The 14509-nt window shown below is 56.9% G+C and carries 16 protein-coding genes; 12 read left to right on the plus strand and 4 right to left on the minus strand.

Going from position 1 to position 14509, the window contains the following annotated elements; genetic code table 11:
• Nucleotides 1-155 precede the first annotated feature (155 nt).
• Together ALB80_RS22140 and ALB80_RS05485 are read right to left on the minus strand one after the other, a co-directional pair.
• Entirely contained in the window at nt 156-755 is a 600-nt protein-coding gene (locus tag ALB80_RS22140; protein WP_157054150.1) for a hypothetical protein, read from the minus strand.
• A 383-nt stretch (nt 756-1138) separates the two neighbouring features.
• Nucleotides 1139-2410 carry a lipopolysaccharide assembly protein LapB gene (locus ALB80_RS05485; RefSeq protein WP_172677860.1) on the minus strand — a complete coding sequence of 424 codons (1272 nt, stop codon included), beginning with the start codon at nt 2408-2410 and terminating at the stop codon, nt 1139-1141.
• Between the two features lie 223 nt (nt 2411-2633).
• Here ALB80_RS05485 and ALB80_RS05490 point away from each other — a divergent pair, with 223 nt between their 5' ends.
• The gene (locus ALB80_RS05490; protein ID WP_050603043.1) at nt 2634-3566 is read left to right on the plus strand and encodes a transferrin-binding protein-like solute binding protein; all 933 of its coding nucleotides are present in this window, start codon (nt 2634-2636) and stop codon (nt 3564-3566) included.
• 88 nt (nt 3567-3654) lie between these two features.
• Here the strand turns inward: ALB80_RS05490 and rpe are convergent, their stop codons facing one another.
• Entirely contained in the window at nt 3655-4344 is a 690-nt protein-coding gene (gene rpe / locus ALB80_RS05495) for a ribulose-phosphate 3-epimerase (protein ID WP_050603044.1), read from the minus strand.
• 163 nt (nt 4345-4507) lie between these two features.
• Here rpe and phnC point away from each other — a divergent pair, with 163 nt between their 5' ends.
• From phnC to ALB80_RS05520, 5 genes are all read left to right on the plus strand, one after another.
• Nucleotides 4508-5329, plus strand: coding sequence for a phosphonate ABC transporter ATP-binding protein (gene phnC, locus ALB80_RS05500; RefSeq protein ID WP_050603045.1), 822 nt, complete (start codon nt 4508-4510; stop codon nt 5327-5329).
• A gap of 66 nt (nt 5330-5395) precedes the next feature.
• The gene (gene phnD / locus ALB80_RS05505) at nt 5396-6298 is read left to right on the plus strand and encodes a phosphonate ABC transporter substrate-binding protein (RefSeq protein WP_050603046.1); all 903 of its coding nucleotides are present in this window, start codon (nt 5396-5398) and stop codon (nt 6296-6298) included.
• A 67-nt stretch (nt 6299-6365) separates the two neighbouring features.
• Complete coding sequence (gene phnE, locus ALB80_RS05510; RefSeq protein WP_050603047.1) at nt 6366-7247, plus strand: phosphonate ABC transporter, permease protein PhnE; 882 nt, start codon at nt 6366-6368, stop codon at nt 7245-7247.
• Nucleotides 7244-8611: a phosphonate ABC transporter, permease protein PhnE gene (phnE, locus tag ALB80_RS05515; protein ID WP_050603048.1), complete on the plus strand. Its 1368-nt coding sequence runs from the start codon at nt 7244-7246 to the stop codon at nt 8609-8611. Before phnE (ALB80_RS05510) ends, phnE (ALB80_RS05515) begins: the two co-directional genes overlap by 4 nt.
• Nucleotides 8612-8634: 23 nt before the next feature.
• Complete coding sequence (locus tag ALB80_RS05520; RefSeq protein WP_050603049.1) at nt 8635-9249, plus strand: chloramphenicol acetyltransferase; 615 nt, start codon at nt 8635-8637, stop codon at nt 9247-9249.
• A gap of 88 nt (nt 9250-9337) precedes the next feature.
• On the opposite strand, the gene phnF is transcribed toward ALB80_RS05520, so the two are convergent.
• Entirely contained in the window at nt 9338-10048 is a 711-nt protein-coding gene (phnF, locus tag ALB80_RS05525) for a phosphonate metabolism transcriptional regulator PhnF (RefSeq protein WP_050603050.1), read from the minus strand.
• 103 nt (nt 10049-10151) lie between these two features.
• Here phnF and phnG point away from each other — a divergent pair, with 103 nt between their 5' ends.
• The 6 genes from phnG to phnK are packed head-to-tail and all read left to right on the plus strand — an operon-like array spanning nt 10152 to nt 14497.
• Nucleotides 10152-10610 (plus strand): phosphonate C-P lyase system protein PhnG, encoded by a 459-nt coding sequence (gene phnG, locus ALB80_RS05530; RefSeq protein ID WP_050603051.1) that lies wholly within the window; start codon nt 10152-10154, stop codon nt 10608-10610.
• On the plus strand, nt 10610-11185 hold the full coding sequence (phnH, locus tag ALB80_RS05535; RefSeq protein ID WP_050603052.1) for a phosphonate C-P lyase system protein PhnH: 576 nt from the start codon (nt 10610-10612) through the stop codon (nt 11183-11185). Before phnG ends, phnH begins: the two co-directional genes overlap by 1 nt.
• Before the next feature lie 3 nt (nt 11186-11188).
• On the plus strand, nt 11189-12280 hold the full coding sequence (locus ALB80_RS05540) for a carbon-phosphorus lyase complex subunit PhnI (protein WP_050603053.1): 1092 nt from the start codon (nt 11189-11191) through the stop codon (nt 12278-12280).
• Entirely contained in the window at nt 12277-12873 is a 597-nt protein-coding gene (locus ALB80_RS05545) for an HAD family phosphatase (protein ID WP_050603054.1), read from the plus strand. The genes ALB80_RS05540 and ALB80_RS05545 overlap by 4 nt, the downstream gene beginning before the upstream one ends.
• Nucleotides 12870-13730 carry an alpha-D-ribose 1-methylphosphonate 5-phosphate C-P-lyase PhnJ gene (locus tag ALB80_RS05550; protein ID WP_050603055.1) on the plus strand — a complete coding sequence of 287 codons (861 nt, stop codon included), beginning with the start codon at nt 12870-12872 and terminating at the stop codon, nt 13728-13730. The genes ALB80_RS05545 and ALB80_RS05550 overlap by 4 nt, the downstream gene beginning before the upstream one ends.
• Nucleotides 13727-14497 (plus strand): phosphonate C-P lyase system protein PhnK, encoded by a 771-nt coding sequence (gene phnK / locus ALB80_RS05555; protein WP_050603056.1) that lies wholly within the window; start codon nt 13727-13729, stop codon nt 14495-14497. The genes ALB80_RS05550 and phnK overlap by 4 nt, the downstream gene beginning before the upstream one ends.
• The last annotated feature ends 12 nt before the right edge of the window (nt 14498-14509 follow it).

A 14509-nucleotide genomic window follows, 5' to 3' on the forward strand; every position in this document is an offset into this window, starting at 1 on the left:
TCGCACCGTCGGCGCCGGCGTTGTGTCGAAGATCGTAGAATAATCGGTAGGCCGGGCTTCAGCCCGGCACATCGGTGAGACAAAGAAGGCCGTCCCACAAGGGGCGGCCTTCTTTGTTGAATAAAACGTGCCGCTTAAGTTGTTCAGGGTTAGTGTCATAGTAGTGTGTCGAGGGTGAAGTGAGACAATACTAGTCGGCTAGAAATTTCTTGTGCTTGTGTGCGTCCAGAATACGTTCGCCAACCTATGGACCCAGCTTCATCGTCGATGACAACCTCAGCATGAACATTTTTCTGATTTCGGGTGCGCTCAGGTCGGAGTTTGGCCAAGGGTATTCTGAAAGCATTCAACCTATCTCGAACTGGCTTCAATGAGTTGCAGCGAAAACAGTTAGCTTGATTGCAATAAGTGGAGTTGTGCGTTCGTGAAGCACAGGGAACTTCACATGTCTCTCGAATGACTTCGTAAACTGAAAATAGCCACATTTTCGAAAGGCTAATTTGAAGAAAAAGAATTCCTCCATCGAACTTAGTTCCATATCGCTCAATTGCTAGCGCTTGCTCACGCTCCAGATCTCTTAATATCAGATCAAAATTCGCATCCAGATGTTCACGTGCGTGTCCAAAGTTGTCATTTCTTTCATAGGCCAGTTTTGTGCCGACTTCGCACCATTTATCGTAAATATTCCTGTGATTGGCGCGCGCATTCTCAATTAATCTTTGCAAGCTAAAGGCGGTGGAAAATTCTTGAAGCATAGCTGTCTTGTTCGGTTGAGTGATTGATCGTTTGGGAACCTCATAACGTTCCAAATCTTAAGTCAACAAAACCCCCTTACCAACACCGCCGATGCCCGCGAGTTCTCAAAAAGAACGTCTAGGCGGGGTGATACCCGCCTTTTGGGGTCGATGAGGGTTAGCGACGCGTATTCAGCCTCAGCAAGAATGTAAAAAACGAACCATAAGAAACGGCGCGGGAAGGCGTTTGTGCTGTTCGCGATGATGAAGGGGTGGATTTTCTCCTCAAACAGCGTGGCTGAGGCAAAGGTTCAAACTAGGGTTTTTGAATACCGTTCAGGCCGAGAATACCCGACGAAGGAGGTGAGAACGACTGTTGAAGCTAAACACCTGAGCTTTCTCAGTCAGAAACGTCTTTCGAGCCCAAGCTCAAAGTTTGTCTCGGTAAAATTATAAGCCGGGATGTCGGAATCGGTTTGGATGTATTCAATCAGATCAAAGGGGGAAAACCCGTTTCCAATGAACAGGTCGTTCTTCTCAATGCGCAAACGCGACCCCCAAGACGTTTCATTCGGGTTCCCGGTCAGCAGGGGGCTAGGTGTCTTGAAGGACTTGTTTTCCAGATAGACAGAGGGCTGGAAGGTAAACCCGCCGCGGGCGTCAAATTGACCGAACACGGTCAGTCTTTTGCGCGTGTAGTTCTCTAGCGCGTCTTCGACGGATTTGTCTTGATAGAACGCGCTGACACCGACCAGGCCGCGGCCACCGACAGAGCGTCGCACACCAAACTCTCCTTCAAAGGAATGCCCGTCAAGCGTGCTGGAACGAGGGCTGTGCAGCCTTGACCCGGTCAAAGCTCCAAATATGGAGCCCCCTAACAGGTTACGCCGTTCAAAGGCAGCCTCCAGCGAGATGCGGTTCTCATAGGTTTGTCCGCCAATCAGCCGGGTTCCTATTGCAGGTCCGAACGAGCTTGTGGTGTTTTCCGACAAGGTGCGCAAGCCAAACCGACCCACGAAGATGTAGTCATCGTAGCGTGAGGTTCGGGCCTCGGTCACGTCGAAGTTGAAGGACGCATAGGCGACAGTTTGAAGATCGGAAAACCCAAGGTTCACGGGTTGTCGAAAGTTTGCTGCGCCTGTGGCCCGAACCCCGATCTCGGACGATGTATCCCGATTCAAAGTGAAAGGCAGGTTGAGACCGGCGAAATTCAGCGTGATCTGATCCGTTTCGTATTTTCTGGGATTGCTGACGGTTGTGAACCTGAGGCTGAGGTCCCAGTCAAAGCCCCGGCGCGCATCAATTTCTCGGATGAAAGCCAAAACACGTATGCGCACCGAGTCGGGCAAATCGCCAGACAGGACAGTAAAGAATTCGTTTCGCGCGCGGTTCCACTGTCGGGCCATGAAGTATGCGCGTGCCAGTTCCAACCGCACCCGGGTCAAGTTTGGGTTGGCAGCCAGAATCGCCGAGAATTTTTCGATGGCGGCCTCGGGACGGCTATTCTGCATGTCAGCCAGGCCACTCAGAAAGACAGCTTCGATTTCAAATTGATCTGCTGTCTGCGAAACGGTTTGGGCCGAGTCAGCAGCTGCCTGGTGCGTGGTCATCGTGCCTGTCAGGACGAGAATACAGGCTGAAACCATCAGAGCCCTGGTGACGCGGAAGGTTTTCATCGCATGGTCTCGCAGCGGTTGAAGATCGAAACTTGGCATGATCCAAGAAACAGTGCGTTGCGGTTTGTTCGGCCCCCAAGACAGTTTCGGTCTTGCCGTTCAGATTGAAACTGTCGCATTTGAGGCAACACTGAAAAACACCTTTAGATTGAACTGATAACACGACTTGCGCCGTATGGTTGAATTACTACTGTTTCGCCAAAACGTTGACTACGGAGCAGTTATGAATACCAAGGTTAGTTGCAGGTTTGCAGCAATATTTCCGATTGTATTTTTGAGCGCTTGCGGCGGTATCGCCGGGTTGGATTTTGATCTGGATGATGATGACTCATCTTCGGGCGGGTCGGGTGTGCAGGGGCCAGTTTCGACGACACCTGCGCAAAAAATAAACCTGCCGCAGGACGGTACCGCGACATTGAACGGTCGTGCGGTTGTTCAGACTTTTACGACGAATCAAACTACACGTGCCGTGGCTGTCCAAAGCCAATCGATTCCTTCAAATTCCAGCGTAACCGTGTCTACAAGCGGGGGCGACATCATCGCATTCACTGGTTCTGCTACCGGGTCGAATGTGAATTTGGACAGCCGTACTGGTGACAACGTGCAACAGGGGACAGTTGCGGCGGTCTTCAATTCCCCGGATCTGGATAGAGGCGCTGTATTGCTTGACCCGTCACGCACGCGGTTCGAGTATCAAACCTTCGGGTCGTGGATCGAGGGGCGCAACCAAGCAAGCGGCACCGCGGCTGCGGGCTCTTACGGCTCGGTTACGCCGACGGCTGACATGCCAACAGGGCGCAACGCGTCTTACCAGGGCGCCAGCACGGGTGTTGCCCGCCTTAGTGACGGCAATCAATATCAAACCAGTTCGAACATAAATGTGACCACCGATTTTTCCAGCGCCACAATTTCAAGCACGAATACAGATGCCACCAGCTTGGTGGTCGGCGTGCCAGACCGGGCTGCGCCCGAGCTGGACTTTAGCGGCTCGGGCAGCATCTCGAATTCCGGGTTCACGGCGACGGTTGCAGGGCCTGGCACTAACGGCGAAGCATATGGTGTTTTTTATGGGCCAAACGCCGAAGAAGTAGGTGGAACCTTCCAGGCCACAGGAGCGAATGGGGTATCTCATATCGGTGCGTTTGGCGCCGATTGATCCGCATGACAGAGCCCTTGGAAATCGAGGGCTCTGTTGCCTTTGCTGGGGCTGAACGGCGTGTTTGGCTCAGCCCCAGATCTCAGAATTACGACAGGGCCGACTCGGCCGCCGCCCGCACGGCCCGAATGTTTTCGCCGTACACTTCTGGTTTCGACACTGAGCCACCTTTGAACACGGCTGATCCGGCGACCAGAACATCTGCGCCTGCAGCCGCGACAAGCGGGGCGGTCGTTGGATCAACACCACCGTCGATTTCAATATGCACAGGGCGGTCGCCGATCATCTGACGCAGCTTGCGGACCTTGCTGGTCATGTCGATGAATTTCTGCCCCCCAAAGCCCGGGTTTACGGTCATCACGCAGATCAGATCAGTGAGGTCCAGCAAGTGCTCGACGGCTTCAGCCGGAGTGCCTGGGTTCAGCGCAACACCGGCTTTCATTCCAGCGGCGCGAATTGCCTGCAGGGTGCGATGTGTATGCGGTCCGGCTTCGACATGCGCGGTCAGAATGTCAGCCCCGGCATCCGCATAGGCTTGGATGTACGGGTCAACCGGCGTGATCATCAGATGCACGTCCATCACAGTTTTCACATGCGGGCGAAAGGCTTTGACGGCAGGTGGGCCAAAGGTCAGGTTCGGAACGAAATGGCCATCCATGACATCCACGTGGACCCAATCCGCGCCTTGTGCCTCGATGGCCTGAATTTCTTGCCCGAAATTGGCGAAATCGGCGGACAGGATCGACGGTGCGATCTTGATGGTGCGGTCAAAGCTCATGGTGGCCTCGTATCAGCTAAAGAGTCGCCGATGCATATACCTGCGGGGCAACGGGTTGGATAGCCCCAGCACACCGGGGTGCGTTACAAAACTTTCACGACGATGACACATATTCTTTGAACGGTATCTGTAGCTGACCGCCAATACGAATTGGGGGTGGCCTGTGCTGCATATCAAGAAACTGACCAAACGCTTCGGTGACAACGTCGCGGTGGATGCCGCGACGCTGGATGTAGATAAGCCCTGCATGATAGGGATCATCGGACGATCTGGTGCAGGCAAGTCGACGCTGCTGCGGATGATCAACCGACTGTCGGATGCTAGCGACGGTGAAATCCTGTTCGAAGGCCGCGATGTGACGCAACTGAAGGGCCGAGACAAGCGCGCTTGGCAGGCTGATTGCGCCATGATCTTTCAGCAGTTCAACTTGGTGCCGCGCATGGATGTGGTGTCGAACGTTTTGCACGGAACGCTGAACCGCCAGTCGACACTGGCCACCATGTTCAACCTGTTTCCGATGGATGAAATCCATCGCGCAATCGACATCTTGGACCGTCTGGGTATTGCCGAGCACGCACCGAAGCGCGCCGAGGCCCTGTCGGGCGGCCAACAACAACGTGTCGCCATCGCACGCGCCCTGATGCAGGACCCAAAGATCATTCTGGCAGACGAGCCCATCGCTTCGCTGGACCCGATGAACGCTCAGGTTGTGATGCAGGCGCTGCGACGCATTTACGAAGAAGATGGCCGTACTGTCATCGCCAACCTGCACACGCTGGATACCGCTCGCCGCTATTGTGACCGCGTGGTTGGCATGCGCGACGGGCGCATCGTCTTTGACGGCTTGCCCGAGCAGCTGACAACCGGTGTTGCACGAGAGATTTACGGTGCCGACGCCAGCTTCTCGGAAGAGGCGACATCGACCGAGATCGAAACTCTGGATGCCACCCAGAAGGCCCTGATGGAAGCAGAAGCGACCATCTGAGACACCAACCCCCTTTCATCGCCCGGCCGGATGAAAGGCCGGGGCAATCAAACTGGAGAGAGACAGATGAAAAAACTGATTGCCGCCATTGCGGCTACCACTGCGCTTGCCGCCCCGGCCATGGCTCAGGACATCAGCGAATTCCGCATCGGGATTCTGGGCGGTGAGAACGCTCAGGACCGTCTGAACAACAACGAATGCCTGCGTGAATACACCGAAGAGGCGCTGGGTGTTGAGACCAAACTGTTTGCTCCCGCCGACTATAACGGTGTGATCCAGGGTCTGCTGGGCGGCACCATCGACATGGCATGGTTGGGCGCGTCGGGTTACGCCAAAACCTATCTGAGCGATCCTGAAGCGGTTGAGCCGGTTCTGGTTAAGGTGAACGTCGATGGCGGCTACGGCTATTACTCGATCGGGTTTGCCCGCAAGGACAGCGGCATCGCCTCGCTGGACGACATGAAAGGCAAGACCTTTGGCTTTGGCGATCCGAATTCGACCTCGGGCTACCTGATCCCGTCCATCGAAATCCCGCAGGCTACTGGTGCCACCATGGATTCGGGTGACTACTTTGGTGAAGTGAAGTTCACCGGCGGTCACGAACAGACCATCGTCGCAGTCAACAATGGTGATGTTGACGGTGGTGTCACATGGGCTGACGGTCTGGGCAACTGGGAAGACGGATACAACTCAGGCGCGCTGCGTCGTGCCGTTGATGCCGGTCTGGTCGACATGAACGACATGGTTGAAATCTGGAAATCCAAGCCGATCCCGGAAGGTCCGGTTGTTCTGCGCACCGCGCTGCCTGCGGATGTCAAAGAAAAGATGACAGCCCTGATGGCTGGCCTGCACGAGAAAGATCGTGACTGCTTCTACGGCGTTGCCGCAGGTGAGGCGAAAGCGTTCGAGCCGATCACGCATGATGCCTACGAAATCATCATCGAAGCACGCAAGCTGAAGTCCAACTAAGCCTGCATACCCAATGTTCGGGGTTCGGTGGAAATCCGGGCCCCGTTTTTCCACTCAGGAGCATTCCATGACAGACCTGACTGCTGGGTCCCCGCCCGTTGATCAGATCCGCGACGAATACACCGCGATGGCGCGACGCAAGAGGGTCTATGGTGGTATCCTTCTGATCTTGTTCGTGGCCATGATGGCCGCAGGATTCCGCACAGCCGACGGCCGCAATGCGGGCAGCTTCATCGACGGCTGGAGACGGATTTTTGACTATCCGACCGAGGTTCTGTCCGAGGCGTGGGAAAAGATCGCCGAGATGCCGGCGAACCTTGTTGAGTTCTTACCGGCGCTTGTTGAAACCCTGAATATTGCCGCAGCGGCTACTTTGGTTGGTGCAATATTGGGAACGTTCCTGTCGCTGATGTCCACGCGCGGCATGGCCTACTGGCCGTCGCTGATCCCACTGTTCCGCCGTGTCTCGGATGTCTTCCGGGCAATCCCCGAGATCGTCATCGCCTTGGTTCTGATCTTTGTTCTGGGTGGTGGCCCGGTGCCTGCAATGATTGCGATTGCCATCCACACCGCGGGCGCGCTGGGTAAGCTGTTTTCCGAGGTCAACGAAAACGCCTCGCTGAAGCCGGTCGAGGGGTTGCAGTCCGTCGGCGCCAACTGGTCCCAGCGCATGTATCTGGGTGTGATCCCGCAAGTCGGACCGAATTATGTCAGCTATGCGCTGTTGCGGTTTGAAATCAATATCCGCGCTTCGGCTATCCTTGGGTTTGTGGGCGCCGGTGGTCTGGGCTATGAGCTGCGCAACGCCATGTCCTGGGGGCAGGGGCGTTATGATGAGGCTGCGGCTATTTTCCTTTTGCTTTTCGTGACAATCGTCGTCGTAGACCAGCTGTCTGGTGTCCTGCGCGACCGTCTGACTCATGGGTCGGAAAAAGGAGCCTCGGCATGAGCACCTTCGCAACCAATCTGACTGTCGATGAGCTCAAGGCCGAAGCGGACCGCCTGTTCAGCCGCAAGAGGCTGATGAATTTCGGGTTGCCCGCTCTGGTGCTGGCTTATCTGGTCTACGTATTTTTCGCCTTTGACGTGCCGGGAATTGCGGCGCGTGCGAATTGGGACAACGGCAAGACGCTGGTGTCTGACAGCTACAGTTACAAAACCCATATCGAGCGTGACAACCGCACCGGCGAAGTCTCTGCCGCGATCGAGGGCGAGCGCAAAGGCGCATATCCCGAAGGTCAGGCCCCGGATTGGGTAGTATTGGGCGAGACAACGGTGATTGATCTCGAAGATGGTCACGTTGTGCGCTTTGGTCCTGAGACGGTGGAATATGACATTCCCGGCTATGGCACCATCCGCGCGACGCCTTCGCGGGCAGCCGGTGTGCAGGCGGAATTTCCCAGCAGAGAAGTCCCGGACTGGATCAACGTATCCAAGAACCGGCTGGCTGTGACCACTGACGCGGGTCGTTTGACAGTCACGCGCAACCGGTCGGAGGTGTTCCGCTATTTCACAGGGTGGGAGCTGTTCTGGTTCACGCTCGACAGTCCTTATTATGGAAAGTCGTTCCCGGAACTAGCCGGGCGCGCAGCGTCGGGCGAAATGGGTGCGATCTTCAATGATTTCTGGACCAACAAGATGTGGCGGCATCAGGACGTGGCTTGGGCCATTTTTGAAACGATCCTGATGGCGTTTTTGGGCACGCTGGGCGCGGCCATGGTCGCCCTGCCGCTGGCCTTCCTTGCGACACGCAATTTCAACCCGATGAAATCCGTCCGCTTTGCAACGCGCCGTGTGTTTGACTTCGTTCGCGGCGTGGACGCGTTGATCTGGACCGTGGTGCTCGCCCGCGCCTTTGGTCCCGGACCGCTGACTGGTGCTCTGGCCATTCTTGTTACGGATACGGGGACCTTCGGCAAAATCTTCTCGGAAGCGCTGGAGAATGTGGATCAGAAGCAGATCGAAGGCGTGCAGTCCACGGGCGCAAATGCCCCCCAACGGTATCGGTTTGGAGTTATCCCTCAGGTCACGCCTGTACTGCTCAGCCAATTGTTGTACTTCCTTGAATCCAACACCCGCAGTGCGACGGTGATTGGAGCGATCACAGGCGGTGGTATTGGTCTTTTGCTGACACAGGCGATTATCACGCAGAAAGATTGGGAAGAGGTCGCCTATTACATCGTGCTGATCATTTTGATGGTGATGCTGATGGATTGGTTCTCGGGTTGGCTGCGCAAACGTCTCATTCAAGGTGAAACGGGCAAAAAGCGTAAACCGCGCGATCCCAATCGCAAGCGGTTCCTGCTGCCCTGAACTGAGTTAAGAAAGTCAAGAAAATGGTAAGGCTTAGTGCGGATCAACCGTTCATCCATCCCGACTGCCAAATCACAAACAGCAGCTTTGGCGCATATGTGGAAATTGGCGCAGGCAGCCGGATCGCGAACTCAAACTGGGGGGATTACTCCTATTGTGACAGGACGTGTGACATCGCAAATGCAGAGATCGGCAAATTTGCGAATATTGCAAGCTTCACGCGGATAGGGGCCACGGATCACCCGCTGGAAAAAGCATCTCTGCATCATTTCCACTACCGTTCGGCGGATTACTGGGACGACGCGCAGGATGATGCGGACTGGTTCGCGCGTCGCGCCGGTCGGACGGCCCGGATTGGGCACGATACCTGGATCGGACACGCCGCGATCATCAAGCCGGAAGTCACGATTGGCAACGGAGCAGTCATTGCATCTGGGGCGATTGTCACCAAAGACGTGCCACCTTATACGATCGTTGCTGGCGTAACCGCCCAACCTATACGTCGCAGGTTCCCTGAGGATGTGGCGGACCGGATGGAGCAACTGTCCTGGTGGGACTGGGACAACGCGCGTCTGAGGACAGCTTTGCCCGATTTTCGAAACATGCGCGCTGAAGCGTTCCTGGAGAAATACGAATAGGTTTCGCAATCGTCTGGCCAGAGCTCCCGCGCCCAACGGGATAAGATCTCCGTAAGGAGGTCGAGGACGAGCGGGAGAACTTGCTGGTCTATTCATCGTTCAGTGTCAGCGTGACACGCTCTCCCGCGAAAACGGTTCTGCCATATTCTACCGGTTGGTCATCGGGGTCCGCGTTTACGCCGATCGAGAACAAAACCGGAGCCCCTTCGGACAGTTGAAGCTGTAAGGCCTGTGTTGCGGTTGCACCGCGTGCGGTCAAACGGGTCGAGATGCGCGTGTAATCTGCGATGCCGCAAGCCTGCAGAGCTTTTGTGACAGACTGCGTTTCGGTCAATGTCTGCAACAGATCGGGAAAACGCGCTGCTGGAAAAACGCTTTGAAACACGGCCACAGGCTGCCCGTCCGCCAACGAAAGGCCGTCATAGACATGCACAGGATCACCCTTGTCCAAACCCAGGGCGTCCGCTTCGGCTTCATCTGCCGCGCGTGTGGTGAGGGTCAGAATTTTCTTGCCCGGTATTTTGCCGCTGGCCGAGATGTTCTTGTGATATCGCACCCTTTTGCCGATCGGGTAATCCGTTGGTCGCGCCGCCACAAACACGCCTGCGCCGCGCCGGGCGTGGACCAGACCTTGTTCTGACATGTCGGCCAGTGCGCGCCGCACCGTGTGGCGATTGACGCCATACGTGGCAGCCAATTGTGCCTCGGTCGGCAAGCGATCTCCGGTTTGATAGCGCTCCTCGGCGATGTCCGAAGTCAGGCGCAGGGCTATGCTTTTCCAGATCGGTGTTTTGTTCATGTCATCAAATCTTCACACAGTTGCAGATTGCGCCTCGGAAGCCAAAAGGCTAATATTTGTCTAGTTGTATAGTTCATGTAGACAACCCGGCCAAGAGGCTTTGATGACAGAAAACACAAATATCGCGACCGAGGCGCGGGAGGATTGGATGGGCCTGCTGGCCCGTGCACCGGACGACGCCCTGATGTCGCTATGGGACGGCATTCAGAACCGCCCGAGTTTTGAATGGCTGCGCAGTCCCGAAGTGGGCGGCGTCATGGTGCGTGGACGCACCGGTGGCACCGGTGCACCGTTCAACCTGGGCGAAATGACCGTCACGCGCTGCTCGGTCGTGCTGCAGGATGGCACGGTCGGTCACGGATATGTTCAGGGCAGGTCGAAGCCCAAGGCAGAAGCTGCGGCATTGGTTGATGCCATGATGCAGACGTCGGCTGCGGGTGAATTGCAGGCGCAACTGCTCGACCCCTTGCACCAGCAGATGCAGGCGGCCAAAACCGCGCGTGCTGCCAAGGCGGCGGCCACGAAGGTCGAGTTTTTCACGCTGGTTCGGGGGGAAGACTGATGGCGGCACAAACACAGTTTTCCGGCGGCTTTGAAAACGCACCTGTCCAGGCCGCCCATGCGTTCCGCGCGGCCATGACTGTCATGGCGCGTCCGGGTGAAATCCGCGCCCTGACGGGTATTGAGCCACCTGCGCCCCTGTCCCTGGCGGCTGGCACGCTGTTGCTGACGCTGTGCGATCCTGAAACAAAGGTTCATCTGGCAGGTGATACTGACACTGATGCGGGGCGCAAATGGCTGACCTTCCACACAGGTGCGCCAATTGTGTCTGCGGACCAGGCAGATTTCGCCGTTGGAACGTGGCGCGCGCTGGGTCCGCTCAACGCCTATCGCATCGGAACGCCGGAGTACCCGGATCGGTCTGCGACCTTGATTGTGGAATGCGACCAGCTTGAGCAACGCGCCGCCGTTCTGAGCGGCCCGGGAATCAAGGACACTGCAAGGTTGTCTCTGCCGGATGTTCCGGCACTTCAGAGCAATGCGACGCTCTTTCCTCTGGGGTGCGATTTCTTCTTTACCAGTGGTGACAAGATCGCGGCCCTGCCGCGCAGCACGCAGATCAGGACAGAGGGCTAAGCGATGTATGTTGCTGTTAAAGGGGGCGAAAAAGCCATCGAGAACGCCCATACGTGGCTGGCCGAAGAGCGCCGTGGTGCGACAGATGTGGCGGAGCTGACCCTTGCGCAGATCCGTGAACAGCTGAGCCTTGCGGTGAACCGCGTCATGGCTGAAGGGTCCTTGTTCGACCCCGATCTTGCTGCGCTGGCCATCAAACAGGCGCGAGGCGATCTGATCGAGGCGATTTTCCTCATCCGCGCCTATCGCACGACACTGCCGCGATTTGGCTATTCCAATCCGGTTGAAACTGGTGAGATGGCCTGCGACCGCCGAATCTCGGCCACGTTCAAGGATGCGCCCGGGGGGCAGGTTCTGGGGCCGACATTTGATTACACGCACCGTTTGCTGGACTTCAAACTAGCAGCTGATGGTGAAATCCCCGAGGCTCCTCAGGGCCCTGCACGTCAGGAACCGACGCCCCATATTACTGAATTTCTGAAGGGTGAGGACATCATTCAGGATGAACCGGCGAGTGATGAGACCCCGGGTGATCTGACGCGTGAACCGATGGAATTTCCGTCCAACCGTCCCCTGCGCCTGCAATCGCTGACACGCGGGGATGAGGGATTTGTACTGGGCATGGCCTATTCCACCCAGCGTGGCTACGCCCGCAACCACGCTTTTGTGGGTGAGTTGCGGATTGGCAAAGTCGTGGTCGAAATGGACATTCCCGAGCTGGGTTTTGCCATTGATATCGGTGAGGTCGAACTGACCGAGTGTGAGACGGTGAACCAGTTCACGGGCTCCAAGACCGAACCACCGCAGTTTACACGTGGCTATGGTCTTGTCTTTGGTCAGTCTGAACGAAAGTCCATCGCGATGGCTCTGGTCGATCGTGCGCTTCGTTGGGAAGAATTGGGCGAAGACAATCTGGGTGCCCCTGCGCAGGATGAAGAATTCGTCCTTAGCCACGCAGATAACATTCAGGCCACCGGTTTCCTCGAACATATCAAACTGCCGCATTACGTCGACTTCCAGTCTGAACTTGAGCTGGTTCGTAAACTGCGTCGCGAGGCTGAAGAGCGTATTACGCAAAAGGAGGCCGCAGAATGAAGGCTGTCGTTTTTGACATCGGAAACGTTCTGATCCAGTGGGATCCACATCTGGCCTGGTTGGACGAGATGGGTAGCCGCGAGGCGGTAGCAGAGTTTCTGACCCGCATCGATTTCCAGGATCGGAACCTGAGGGCAGATGGCGGCGAGAACTTCACCGATCTGGCGTCTGAACTGGATGACGCCGAAGACCGGCGACGCCTGGGCGTTTACGTCGAACGCTATGCCATAACCGTTCCGCACAAGATCGAAGGGACCTGGCAGGTGCTCTATCGATTGAAAGAGCAAGGCACCCCGGTTCACGCGATCACCAATTGGTCAGCGGAAACTTGGCCTGTTGGCGTCGGCGCGCATCCGGAATTGGGCGACGTCTTTGGCGTGACCGTCGTGTCCGGGCAGGAAAGGCTGTTGAAACCGCAGCCCAAGATTTTTCATCGGTTATGTGAGCGGGCCGGGCTTGCTCCTGAGAACTGCATATTCATCGACGACGGGTTGCACAATGTCGAAGGCGCGCGCGCCGTTGGCATGGATGGCATCCACTTTACCACGCCTCAGGCGCTGGAAGGCGCGCTGATCGAAAGAGGTCTCCTATGAGCGAGTACAATTTCGCCTATCTGGACGAACAAACCAAACGAATGATCCGCCGGGCGATCCTGAAAGGTCTGGCCGTGCCGGGCTATCAGGTGCCCTTTGCCAGCCGCGAGATGCCTATGCCTTATGGATGGGGTACGGGGGGCGTACAGGTCTCGGCCGCGACACTGACGCCGGATGACACATTCAAGGTGATTGATCAGGGAGCAGATGACACGACGAATGCGGTGTCGATCCGCAAGTTCTTTGAGAACACCGCAGGGGTTGCCACCACGGAAGAGACGGAAAAGGCCACTGTTATCCAGACCCGCCACCGCATCCCCGAGGCGAAGCTGCGTGAAGACCAGATCATTGTCTATCAGGTTCCGATCCCTGAGCCGTTGCGCTTCTTGGAACCGCGCGAAACCGAGACGCGCAAGATGCACAGCCTTGAGGAATATGGGCTGATGCATGTGAAACTGTATGAGGACATCAGCCAGCACGGAGCAATCTCGACCGCTTATGCCTATCCGGTGAAAGTGTCTGGCCGGTATGTGATGGACCCGTCTCCGATCCCGAAATTTGACAACCCAAAGCTCGAGATGGACGCGATCCAACTGTTCGGCGCCGGGCGTGAGCAGCGCATCTATGCGGTGCCGCCGCACACCAAGGTCGTGAGCCTCGATTTTGAGGATTACCCGTTCGAGGCGACCAAGGCCGATCATCCCTGTGACCTGTGCGGGGCCGAGGACAGCTATCTGGACGAGGTCATCATGGATGACGCAGGCAACCGGATGTTTGTCTGTTCCGATACCGATTACTGCCGGTCGCGCCGTGAGGCAGGCCATGTGGGCCGACTGGCCGAGGAGAATGCGGCATGACCCCCCTGTTGCAAGTCAAAGGCATCGAAAAGCGCTACGGTGCGCGGGTCGGATGCACGGATGTGAATTTTGATCTCTACCCCGGGGAAGTGATGGGGATCGTCGGTGAAAGTGGCTCGGGCAAGTCGACCTTGCTGAATTGCATGGCTGGTCACCTAGAGCCGGACGCCGGGCAGGTGATCTTTGATACTCGCGTGGACGGACCTGTGGACACGGTTACCATGTCCGAACCCGAACGCCGGATGCTCAGCCGCACCGACTGGGCTTTTGTGCACCAGCACGCGCGCGACGGGCTGCGGATGTCTGTCAGCGCGGGCGGCAATATTGGTGAGCGGCTGATGGCAGTCGGCGACCGGCACTATGGCGACATTCGGGACAAGGCCGTCGACTGGCTGGGCCGGGTCGAGATTGATGCTTCTCGCGTCGATGACCGCCCCAGCGCGTTTTCCGGAGGGATGCAGCAGCGTTTGCAAATTGCGCGCAACCTGGTGACAGGTCCTCGGCTGGTGTTCATGGACGAACCGACCGGAGGGCTGGACGTTTCCGTTCAGGCGCGCCTGCTGGATCTGCTGCGCGGGCTGGTGCGCGAGATGGGGCTGAGCGCCATCATCGTGACGCACGATCTGGCCGTGGTGCGTCTGCTGGCGGACCGGTTGATGGTGATGAAAAGCGGTCATGTGGTCGAGGCCGGACTGACCGATCAGGTGCTGGACGACCCGCAACATGCCTATACGCAGTTGCTGGTGTCCAGCGTTCTGCAGGTTTGAGTATTTGGGAAA

This window comes from Ruegeria sp. 6PALISEP08, from assembly GCF_001238295.1.
Classification (GTDB): domain Bacteria; phylum Pseudomonadota; class Alphaproteobacteria; order Rhodobacterales; family Rhodobacteraceae; genus Ruegeria.

What these genes read in the sequence shown, in the direction of transcription:
- ALB80_RS22140 (WP_157054150.1), bottom strand. Translation starts at nt 755, where the DNA reads ATGCTTCAAGAATTTTCCACCGCCTTTAGCTTGCAAAGATTAATTGAG.
- ALB80_RS05485 (WP_172677860.1), bottom strand. Translation starts at nt 2,410, where the DNA reads ATGAAAACCTTCCGCGTCACCAGGGCTCTGATGGTTTCAGCCTGTATT.
- ALB80_RS05490 (WP_050603043.1), top strand. Translation starts at nt 2,634, where the DNA reads ATGAATACCAAGGTTAGTTGCAGGTTTGCAGCAATATTTCCGATTGTA.
- rpe (WP_050603044.1), bottom strand. Translation starts at nt 4,344, where the DNA reads ATGAGCTTTGACCGCACCATCAAGATCGCACCGTCGATCCTGTCCGCC.
- phnD (WP_050603046.1), top strand. Translation starts at nt 5,396, where the DNA reads ATGAAAAAACTGATTGCCGCCATTGCGGCTACCACTGCGCTTGCCGCC.
- phnE (WP_050603047.1), top strand. Translation starts at nt 6,366, where the DNA reads ATGACAGACCTGACTGCTGGGTCCCCGCCCGTTGATCAGATCCGCGAC.
- phnE (WP_050603048.1), top strand. Translation starts at nt 7,244, where the DNA reads ATGAGCACCTTCGCAACCAATCTGACTGTCGATGAGCTCAAGGCCGAA.
- ALB80_RS05520 (WP_050603049.1), top strand. Translation starts at nt 8,635, where the DNA reads ATGGTAAGGCTTAGTGCGGATCAACCGTTCATCCATCCCGACTGCCAA.
- phnF (WP_050603050.1), bottom strand. Translation starts at nt 10,048, where the DNA reads ATGAACAAAACACCGATCTGGAAAAGCATAGCCCTGCGCCTGACTTCG.
- phnG (WP_050603051.1), top strand. Translation starts at nt 10,152, where the DNA reads ATGACAGAAAACACAAATATCGCGACCGAGGCGCGGGAGGATTGGATG.
- phnH (WP_050603052.1), top strand. Translation starts at nt 10,610, where the DNA reads ATGGCGGCACAAACACAGTTTTCCGGCGGCTTTGAAAACGCACCTGTC.
- ALB80_RS05540 (WP_050603053.1), top strand. Translation starts at nt 11,189, where the DNA reads ATGTATGTTGCTGTTAAAGGGGGCGAAAAAGCCATCGAGAACGCCCAT.
- ALB80_RS05545 (WP_050603054.1), top strand. Translation starts at nt 12,277, where the DNA reads ATGAAGGCTGTCGTTTTTGACATCGGAAACGTTCTGATCCAGTGGGAT.
- ALB80_RS05550 (WP_050603055.1), top strand. Translation starts at nt 12,870, where the DNA reads ATGAGCGAGTACAATTTCGCCTATCTGGACGAACAAACCAAACGAATG.
- phnK (WP_050603056.1), top strand. Translation starts at nt 13,727, where the DNA reads ATGACCCCCCTGTTGCAAGTCAAAGGCATCGAAAAGCGCTACGGTGCG.